Below are 10412 nucleotides of genomic sequence, written 5' to 3' on the forward strand. Positions count from 1 at the left end.
GGCCTTGTCACGAAGAAAATTGAAAATCGGCTGGCTTTATCAGGAGGCCAGTATGTCAACAATGACTCAACAAGAGATGGCGGTATTGTCCAGCCCATCCTTCGAAGAAATCATCAACAAGCAATTGCAAAACCCCGCACGCCGCAGCTTGCTCAAAGGGGGAATGGGTTTGGGTGCCCTGGGGTTCCTGGGTTTGGCCGGTTGCGGCGGCGAAGGCACAGCCACAGCAGCCAGCGGCACCTCACGCCTCCAGGCTGTTGGATTTTCGGCTACCAGCTTTTCGACCGCCGACAGTGTGCAGGTGGCGCCAGGCTACCAGTTCCAGGTGGTGTACAAGCTGGGTGACCCGATCGCAGCGGGCGTTGCCGCCTATGCAAACGATGGTTCCGATGGTGCCAACAACCCCAGCGAATTTGAATTCAGGTCTGGTGACCACCATGACGGCATGTATTTCTTTGGGCTCAGTGCCAGCAACTCTTGGGACCCCACGGTGGCCGACCATGGTTTGCTGTGTATCAACCATGAAGCCATTACGCCGCTTTTCCTGCATGTCAACGGGCCTTCAGCGGCGCCGCGCAATGCCAATGAGTGTTTGAAGGAAATGAACATTCAAGGCGTCAGCGTGATTGAAATTCGCCGTGGCAGCAATGGCTTGTGGAGCGTTGTCCAAAACTCGCTCTTTAACCGCCGCATCACCACATTCACCACCATGGACATCAGCGGCCCCCTGCGTGGCAGCGACTTCATGAAAACCAAGTTTTCAGCCGACGGTACTCGCACCCGCGGCACCATCAACAATTGTGCTGCCGGCTACACCCCGTGGGGTACCTACCTCACTTGCGAAGAAAACTGGAACGGCTATTTCCGCAATGTGAATGCAGGCAACACCAACGTGATTGCCAACGACGTCTCGTCTTTGCGTCGTTACGGTATACCCACCAACCAGACCGGACGTGAGAACTGGACCACGGCCAGCGAGGCCGGGCAATCGGGCGAGCCATTTTCCCGATGGAATATTGTACCCACCACGGCTGCCACCACACGCGCCGACACGGGTACACAGGGTGCGCTGGACTATCGCAATGCAGCCTACACCTTCGGTTACACCGTTGAAATCGATCCCTTCCGCCCCAACAGCACACCCAAAAAGCGGACCGCGATGGGCCGGTTTGCGCACGAGGGTGCCTGGGTTGGGCCTGTAGAGGCTGGCAAACCGATCGTGTTTTACATGGGTTGCGACAGCCGGTTTGAATACATCTACAAATTTGTGTCTGCTGCCAACTGGGACCCGGCCGACGTCAACGGGGGGCTGGCCGTGGGCGACAAATACCTCGACAACGGCAAGTTGTATGTGGCCAAATTCAATGACGACTTCTCGGGCCAGTGGCTGGAACTGGGCACCATTACCGCCGGCACGGTGATCACACCGCGCAACCCCGGTGCGCTCACAGCGTCGGCCACACCTTACACCGTGGAAGGTACGCTGGACCAGTACGTCAACACCCGGATTCTGGCTGATCACATCGGTGGCACGCCCATGGACCGGCCGGAATGGGGCGCCGTCAACCCGCGCAACGGCGAGGTGTACATGACCTTGACCAACAACACCAGCCGCACAGCACTGGCTGCCGTGAACGCGGCCAACCCGCGGGCCTACCTGGACAACGACGATGATGGCGATGGGGTGGTGAATGCGGGTGCCTCCGCAACCTATGGCAACGTCAATGGCCATATTATTCGCTGGCGTGAAACCGGCAGCCTGCCGGCCGCCACCACCTTTGCATGGGACATCTACCTGTTCGGCGCCGAACTGGACGACCTCAACAAGCCCAGTGTGAACGTGTCAGGTCTGACTAACGACAACTTCCTCTCCAGCCCCGATGGTTTGTGGTTCTCCCAGAAAACCGGCGTGCTGTTCATTGAAACGGACGATGGTGCTTTCACCGACACCACCAACTGTATGCTGTTGGCGGTGGTGCCCGGTGAGGTCGGCGACGGACAAACCGTAGACATTGTCAACCGAGACCGTACCACGCCCGCCACCACGCGCACAGTCACCACCAAAGTGGGCAAGCCCGGCACCATTCGACGGCTTCTGGTAGGGCCGAAGGACTGTGAAATCACCGGCATCACCGAAAGTGGAGACGGCAAGTCATTGTTCGTCAACATTCAGCATCCGGGAGAAGAAAGCCCCAGCCTCGCCAACCCCACCAGCTCCTGGCCATATCCCCTGGCCGGTGGCGGGTTTGGTAATCCGGCCACGGGTCAGGGACCTTCATCCACCAACCGTCCGCGTTCGGCAACCATTGTGATCACGCGGACCGATGGCGGCATGATCGGCCTGTGAATCTGTTCAGCCTGTTGTACGGGTATTACTGAGGTAATGCCCTGCAGCGGGCTGGAGGATTGTCGGGTGGTGAAGTGGATACGGTTTGTAGGGTTTGGCACGGCAATGGCCCTGCTGGGTTTGGGTGCCGGTTCTGCACAGGCAGCGCCCTCGCAGCGCTGGATCATCAATACCGGCAGCTTGCCCGCCGCCCCTTTGCTCGCCCAACTGCAGCAGCGTCTGGGGGTTGAGTTGAAGGTGGTCCGCCCACTTCTGCAGCCGGGCAGCGTGCTGGTCAGCTTGCCCACATTGCCAGCCTTGGGCAGCTTGCAAACCGATTCAGCCCTGGCGGCAGCCTTGCGTTCTGTGCCGGGGGTGCAGTTTGTACAGCCCGACTTTGTGTTTCACCGCACCGAGGTGGCTGCCCCCACCGACCCCAATTACGCGGGCAACCAGGCGAGCTACCTGGGGCAGGGCGCTTATGCCGCGCTGAACATGCGCACCGTGTGGCAAACCACCCGTGGCAGCGCCAAGGTGGTGATTGCCGTGCTCGACACGGGTGTTCTGTACAACCACCCCGACCTCAAGGGCCGGCTGTTGCCCGGGTACGACTTTGTTGCCCAGGTTACGCCCGCCACCGGCAGTGGCACCGGGGGTGTGGCCAATGAAGGCGGCTCCAACGATGGCGATGGGCGCGATGCCGACCCATCCGACCCCGGTGATGCGCCACCATCCGGCGTAACCTGCTCCGACGGCAGCACCACGAGTTCATTTCATGGCACCGCTGTGGCCTCAGTGGCCATTGCCCAAGCCAACAATGCAGCCTTCATGACCGGCATGGACTGGAATGCCAAGGTGTTGCCGGTGCGGGTGTCGGGTCGGTGTGGCATTGCCACCTCGTCTGACATCATCGATGGCATGTATTGGGCCACCGGCAGCGGCCGTGTTGACCCGTTGATCGGCGTCAACCCCAACCCGGCCAGCATCATCAACCTCAGCTTCGCGGCCGACTCGCCCTTGGGCGCCAGCTGTGCAAGCGATGCCACCGGTGTGGCGCAGGCCATTGCCGATGCACGGGCAGCCAACGCCCTGGTGGTGGTGTCAGCGGGCAACAACAGCGGGGGCAACCTGCAATTTCCGGCGTCGTGCCCGGGTGCCATTGCCGCCACTGCCGCACAAAATGATGGTCGCCTGGCCACCTACACCGCCAAAGGCAGCAGTGGTCCCGAATTGTCAATTTCTGCACCGGGCGACTCGCAGGGGCGCTATGTGGGTGCCAACAACAGTGGCATTGCGGCGGGCAGCCAGCGCGGCCAGCCCGACCCCGCCGGCAACAACACCCTGCTGTTTCGGGGCACCAGCTTTGCTGCACCCATGGTGGCGGGCACCTTGTCTTTACTGAAAGCGGCCAACCCCAGCACCAGCAACAGCGACCTCATAGCCGCCCTGCGCAATTCGGCCCGTGCATACCCCGACAATGCTGGCGTGTGTTCAGGTCTTTTTGGCACGGTGCGGTGCAGTTGCACGGTCAACAGTTGCGGTGCGGGCTTGCTCAACCCTGTGGGTGCTCTGGGCCGTGTGCTGGGCGTCGGTCGCGCGGTGGCCAATGTGCCCCAATCGGAAGTGGTGTCGTCGGATGGGGGTGTTGTATTGGATGGCAGTCTGTCCAGCAACGCCGCCGGGCAAAACACCGGCCTCACCTACCGCTGGGCACAGGTGTATGGCAACCCGGTTCGCCTATCCGGGCAAGACATGGCCAATCTTCGACTGGATGGCGGCTTGGCCGCCAACATCGCTGAATTTCAACTCACGGTGACCGATGCTGCCAGCGCCCAAACCAGCAGCAGCGTGGTTCGGGTGGTGGGCAGTGGGGTGAATGAGCGCACCTTCATGCCGACCGTCATGGGTGCTGGCAGCGGTAGCTCTTCGGGCGGTGGCTCGCCTTCAGTCACCCCAACCGAGGTCTCTCCTGTGGCTTCCAACAGCGGTGGCGGCGGCGGGGGTGGGGGTGCCTTGGGCCAAGTGGGCTTGCTGGCGCTGGGTGTGTTGTTGTTTTGGCATCGAAGGGGCCAGCCAGCGCGGTGAATGAGGGCAACTGGGATAGAATCTTCCGGGTCGCTTCAACATTCACCCCCAAAGCCCTTGCATGCGTGAATCGTCAAAGTTCAGCCAGTCCACCACAAGCAACACCGAACCCCTGCCCGCAACGGTCCGCTGGGAATACGCCGCTGTCCTTGGTATGCTCACCCTCTGGGTGTTCATGCTCTCGGTCAAAATCGGCACCGGCCTCATCGCCGGCCTGGCCGTGTTTTCCCTCACTCGGCTGGCAAGGCGTTTCTATGTCCGCCTGTTCCTCAACAAGGCAGCGCGGGCGCAACACCCAGTCAGTCGCACGGTTTACCTGTTTTTGCCCACATGGTTAACCACCCTCACGGTCATCGCTGCCTTGGTGCTCATTATTCTGGGTTTGGGCACTGCGGTGCGCTTTGTGATTGAAAGCGTGGCCACACAAGGCCCGCAACTGGCCGAAGAAGCCATACGAAGTTTGAACACCGTGGCGGCCAGCCTGCCCGAGGAGGTGCGCAGCAAAGTGCCGGGCAGCGCCAAAGAGTTTTTTGACATGGCCCGCCACGCCACCGGCGACCTCATGGGCTACGCTAAAAATTTTGGTGGTGCCAGCTTCTTTGTGTTCATTCAGTTGGTGTTTGCGCTTATTTTGGGCGTTTCGGCCGCACTCATGAGCCGCGCCAGCGTGGCTGCAGGTGCAGCAAGCCGCCCTTTGGCGCATGCGTGGGTGCACGCCATGGAAAGCTACGTGCGCTGCTTCACCTTGCTCATGGGTGCGCAGGTGTACGTCAGCATCTGGAACACTTTCTGCACGGCCGTGTTCATCTACGGCATATTGCCCGCCTTCGACGTGGTGTTGCCATTTCGCGAGTTGCTGCTCATGTTCACCAGCATTGCCAGCCTCATTCCAGCGGCTGGTAACATCATGGCCAACACGCTCATTTTGGTGCTCACCATTCGGTTTGGCCCCTGGGTGTCGCTGGGGTCGGTGGTGTACCTGTTCGTGATTCACAAACTGGAATACTTTGTGAATGGCTACATCATTGGCCGCAACGTGCAGGCCAGCGTGCCCGAAATGCTCATCGCGATTATTCTGGGCGAGGTGGCTTTCGGTTTGCCAGGGCTGATTACCGCACCGGTTACGTATGCATTCCTGAAAATGCACTGGCAGAAGTGGGGGTGGGTGTGAATTTATTGTCTTGTCGACCGGATATACGCATATGAATGTATTGTTGCGAAAGCTCAAAAATTTTGTTCGCCGGGAAATTTTGCGCGATCCCTTTTTACTCACAGCCAAGCGTTGGTTCAAGGACCAGGGTGACACCACGTTGCGCGTCAATTACCCATTGAACGCACAATCCGTTGTCTGGGATGTGGGTGGTTACAAGGGCGATTTTGCCCATGAAATTCACAGCCGATATGGCTGCAAGGTTTATTTGTTTGAACCTGTGCCGCACTTTTACGCACACTGTGTTGAGCGGTTTAAAAACAATCCATCAATTGTTTGTCTGCAATATGGTTTGTCAAATGCCGATGGTGAATTTGAGATCACCGACACTGGCGACGCCTCCAGCTTCGTACGCCTTGGCGAAAACAATGCCGCTTACAAGGCGCAGCTTCGTGATGCCAGTGCGGTATTTCATGCGTTGGGCGACCCCGAGGTAGACCTCATCAAAGTCAATGTGGAAGGGGGTGAATTCTTCATATTCCCTTCCTTGATTGAACATGGCCTGATGCCCAAGTTCAACCATCTGCAAATTCAGTTTCACAACTTCGTGCCCAATGCTGTCGAGCAGCGTCAAAGCATTCGCCAAAGTTTTTCCAAAACCCACCGGGAAGACTGGAATTACGAATTCGTTTGGGAAGGTTGGTCCCGCAAGTGATTGTGGAGCTTGCACCATGAAAACACGCTTTGCCACGCTGCGGGCAAGTGGCGTTTCCCGCAATGCCTTGTTTGACCTTGAAGGGCCCTTCAATCGTGATGATTGCCTGGTGCCTTACCATCAGCTGAAAACCGAATTTGCGCGGTATGGTATCGAAGTCAACACGCCCGACTTGAACAGCCAACATCCGGTCGCGTTCGAACTACACCTGAACGTTCAATCCAGCGATCACCCCCATTGTTACCTGCTTCAAATGGAAACCGGGCAAATTTTGCCCGGCAATTTTGACCCCCACAACCTGAATCGGTATCGGCGCATTTTCACCTGGCACGATGGTCTCGTGGACGGACAGCGATACATCAAACTCAATTTTCCCAACGCGCTGAAGGCCGAGCCACAACCGGGATTCGCCGAGCGCAAGCTGTTGGCCTGCATGATTTCCGCCAACAAGGCTGTGTCCACCCCGTCGCCTGATGAACTTTACTCCCAACGGGTCAATACCATTCGCTGGTTTGAGCGTTATGCTCCACAGGACTTCGCGCTTTATGGCATCGGCTGGCACCTGCCACAGCGCAAGGCAGGCACCCTGGGCAGTTTGATCTTCAAGGTTCGGCAGCGCTTTCCCTGGCTTAACCCGGCAAAGCCTTTCCCCAGCTATCGAGGGCCCGTGGACACCAAGGCCTCGGTGCTTCGCCGAACCAAATTTTCGATCTGTTACGAGAATGTTCAAAAAACACCGGGTTACATCACTGAAAAAATCTTTGACTGCTTCCTGTCGGGTTGCGTGCCTGTGTACTGGGGCGCACCCAACATCACCGACTACATTCCTGCCGATTGTTTTATTGATCGACAAGCCTTTGATAGCCACGAGGCCCTATACCAGCATTTGGTGAGCATGCAGCCTGCGGTATATGCCCAATACCAGACCAATATTTTGCGGTATTTGGCCTCTGATCAATCCTCGCCGTTTGGCGCAGGGTTTTTTGCAGACACGCTGGTCAGGCAGGTGCTTCAAGACCTGGAGGCCGCATGACGCGGGACGTCCTCGTCATCGCAGGCGGTCGTCTGCTGTCGGCAGTGCTGGCCTTGATTGCCTTACGTGTCTCAACCACGGTGCTGTCCAGTGCCGAGTTCGGATATATGGCGCTCATGCTGGGCGCGCAAACCCTGTCCACCCTCGTTGTTATCAATCCGGTGGGGCAGTGGATCAATCGTCACACGCACGCCTGGTGGGACGAAGGCTCGCTCGCCCAGCGTTTGCGGGCTTATCGGCCATGGGTGGTGGGTGCATCCCTGTTGAGCGCATCGGCTTTTGCAATGTGGGCCTTACAACAAACAGGCCAATGGCCTGGCATGGCCAGCATCGCCGTGGCTGCAGCAGTGGTGGCTGCGGTGTACAACGGCACCTACGTGCCCCTGCTCAACATGTTGGGGCATCGTAAACAGTTTGTGTTGCTCAGCAATGTGTCGGTGGCTTTGGGCTTGGTCTGCTCGGTGCTGTTTACTTGGCACACTGCTTCGGCACCGCTGTGGTTGCTGGGGCAAGCCACCGGCCTGGCTGTGGGCGCAGTGCTCGCGCGCTCTAGCCTGCCTCGGCATCAACTGGTTAGGTCCGTCTCAGGTCCGCCAGTCTTGATCAGCCGGGCCGATTACGCGCAGTTTTGTATACCATTGGCCTTGTCCACAGCCTGTATGTGGATAGTCACCGCTGGCTGGCGATTCGTGGGTGAGCATTACTGGGGGCTGGAAGCTTTGGGGCAGTTGTATGTGGCCCTCACACTCACATTGCAAATCTGGACACTGGCCGAAAGCCTGTTGATGCAAGTCTTGATCCCCCTGTTTTACCGTGGCCTGGAAGGACAGGGCAGGAACGGCATGGGTGCGGTGTTTTCACAGCTCATCAACGCACAGTTGCCCATTTACCTGTTGTTACTGGGGGCCACTGTACTCAGCAGTAAGGCTTTATTGCTGTTGTTTGTCGGCCCAGCCTACCATGCAGCCTCCAGTGTGGTGTTGTTGGCTGCGTTCGTGGAGTTTTTCCGGGTGGTGTCCAACGTAGTGGGCAATGCCGCGCAGGCCACCCGTCAAACCCGTTACCTTATTGCACCGTATGGCTTGGCGGTACTTACCTTGATGGCTCTGTTGCTGGGCAGCGGCCTGCTCAAAATGCCTGTAGAATTCGCGGTAATTTCACTGGCGGTGGCCGGTCTTGTTCTGTTTATCGCCCTGTCGCATCAAATGAAAAAACTTCTGGACTGGTCCATCCACTGGTCTGGCCTTGGCATACCAGCCTTGTTTGCCGGACTGGCCTTGCTGGCAGTGCCCTGGCTGCCACCGGTTCAGTCCCTGTTCTCGGGTTTGCTGCAGGTCGCATGGGTGGGTACGGTGGCCACCGCCTTGGCTGTTCATGTGCTCAAAACCAACCCGGGCCTGAAAGCCCTGTTGCAGATCAAGCTGCGGGGGCCTTAAGTCATGCACTCTGCTTCTTCAAAACCGCTGGTGGTGCGCATTGCGGGTGGCCTGGGCAATCAAATGTTCCAGTATGCCGCTGCCCTTGCGCTGGCCCAGCGTACCGGTCAAGCACTGCAGATTGATGCACGCGCATTTCAGCGTTACACCTTGCACAGCTATGGGCTCAACGCCTGGTCATTGTCGGCAGCTGTGCTGGCCACAAGTCATAACACGGCACCCAGCCTTTGGCGTATTGAATTGGCCGAACGTGTATCGGTGTTCCGCCCCACCACCTACTACAAAGAGGCCAGCCTTGCCTATCAGCCAGACCTTGAAACCCGCCGGGGGGTTCAATACCTTTCAGGCTACTTTCAAAGTGAACGCTATTTTCAGGCCATTCGCCCGTTGCTGTTGCAAGAGTTCACATTGGCATTGCCTTTGACTCAGCAGGGCCAGGCACTGATGACCGAGTTGCGCAGCGTGCCGTCGGTAGCGCTGCATGTCCGCCGTGGCGACTATGTCAGCAACCCCGAAACCCTCCGCATACACGGAGTGTGCAGTGCCAATTACTACCAGCAGGCCATTGACCGGGTAATGGCCGAAGTACCCGATGCGCGGTTTTTTGTCTTTTCCAACGACTTTGCGTGGGTACGCCAAAAACTTCGCCTGCCGCAGTCCACTGTGCAGGTTGATGGTGTAGCCCAGCATCCGGCGCACGACATTGCACTCATGGCCGCCTGCCAGCACCACATCATTGCCAACAGCTCCTTCAGTTGGTGGGGGGCCTGGTTGTCACAAAGCAGTCAAGGCATTCAAATTGCGCCGCAGCCCTGGTACAACGATCCCACTTATGCAGAAGCCGACCTGGTTCCCTCCAGATGGCGGAGGCTCACCAAATGAGCCTACCGTTTTTCTCGGTCGTGTTGCCCACCCATGTCGACAATGCTTATCTCGACATGGCGGTTCGCAGCATTCTGGATCAGGAATACACGCAGTACGAGTTGTTGCTGGTGGTCAATGGTCCACAACACATGACCATCACAGATGCGCTTCGCCAGCGTTATGGCCAACATCCGCAGGTTCAGGTGCTGAGCACGCCCATGTGCAAGTTGCCGTTTGCGCTCAACCTCGGTATTCATGCCGCACGGGGCAATTACGTGGTCCGCATGGACGGTGATGATATTGCCTTGCCGCAACGTTTGTCTGTGTTGGCCGAGCACCTGTCCCAACACCCCGCGCTCGATGTGCTGGGCTCCAATTATCAAATCATCGATGAACACGGTACCTTCGGCGCTGTCTCTCGGCAGCTGGCGGGCAATGCGGCGCTTCGGTCCCGTCTGCCTTTCAAATGCGAGCTGGCTCATCCAACCCTGTGTATCCGGCGTAGCTTGTTGTTGGCTGTGGGGGGGTACATGTACGGTGTAGCTTCCGAAGACTACGACCTCTGGTTGCGCCTCCTGCGTCATCAACCCGCTGTCCAGTTCGACAACTTGCCCGATGTGCTGCTGCAATACCGCTTTCACAGCGGCCAAGCCACGTCCAAGGCACGCATCGGCGAATTCGTGGCGCACGACATTGGCTTGCGCCTGCGTGAATGGTTGCTTACCGGCAAGCCCATGTTCCTGCTGGGTATTGCACGGTCCATGGTTCAATTCGTGGTGCGAAAGCTCTCCAAACGGTGAATT

The 10412-nt window shown here is 58.1% G+C and carries 8 protein-coding genes; all 8 read left to right on the top strand.

Translation table 11 applies throughout. From position 1 onward, the window contains the following. The first annotated feature begins 52 nt into the window (after positions 1–52). The 8 genes from VGE55_RS00865 (at position 53) to VGE55_RS00900 (ending at position 10409) form a co-directional block, all read left to right on the top strand. Positions 53–2347: a PhoX family phosphatase gene (locus tag VGE55_RS00865; protein WP_331129852.1), complete on the top strand. Its 2295-nt coding sequence runs from the start codon at positions 53–55 to the stop codon at positions 2345–2347. Positions 2348–2416: 69 nt separating this feature from the next. Continuing rightward, on the top strand, positions 2417–4411 hold the full coding sequence (locus VGE55_RS00870; RefSeq protein ID WP_331129853.1) for a S8 family serine peptidase: 1995 nt from the start codon (positions 2417–2419) through the stop codon (positions 4409–4411). Positions 4412–4472: 61 nt separating this feature from the next. Continuing rightward, a complete protein-coding gene (locus tag VGE55_RS00875) occupies positions 4473–5582 on the top strand; it encodes an AI-2E family transporter (protein ID WP_331129854.1) in 1110 nt (369 codons plus the stop codon). A gap of 31 nt (positions 5583–5613) precedes the next feature. Next, positions 5614–6276, top strand: a complete 663-nt coding sequence (locus VGE55_RS00880; protein WP_331129855.1) for an FkbM family methyltransferase — start codon at positions 5614–5616, stop codon at positions 6274–6276. 16 nt (positions 6277–6292) lie between these two features. Next, positions 6293–7309: a glycosyltransferase family 10 domain-containing protein gene (locus tag VGE55_RS00885; RefSeq protein WP_331129856.1), complete on the top strand. Its 1017-nt coding sequence runs from the start codon at positions 6293–6295 to the stop codon at positions 7307–7309. Further along, the gene (locus VGE55_RS00890; protein ID WP_331129857.1) at positions 7306–8745 is read left to right on the top strand and encodes a hypothetical protein; all 1440 of its coding nucleotides are present in this window, start codon (positions 7306–7308) and stop codon (positions 8743–8745) included. Before VGE55_RS00885 ends, VGE55_RS00890 begins: the two co-directional genes overlap by 4 nt. Positions 8746–8748: 3 nt before the next feature. Next, entirely contained in the window at positions 8749–9627 is an 879-nt protein-coding gene (locus tag VGE55_RS00895; RefSeq protein WP_331129858.1) for an alpha-1,2-fucosyltransferase, read from the top strand. Further along, complete coding sequence (locus tag VGE55_RS00900) at positions 9624–10409, top strand: glycosyltransferase (RefSeq protein WP_331129859.1); 786 nt, start codon at positions 9624–9626, stop codon at positions 10407–10409. The genes VGE55_RS00895 and VGE55_RS00900 overlap by 4 nt, the downstream gene beginning before the upstream one ends. Positions 10410–10412: the final 3 nt, after the last annotated feature.

It is taken from the genome of Limnobacter sp. (genome assembly GCF_036405155.1).
In the GTDB taxonomy this organism is placed as follows: Bacteria; Pseudomonadota; Gammaproteobacteria; order Burkholderiales; family Burkholderiaceae_B; genus Limnobacter.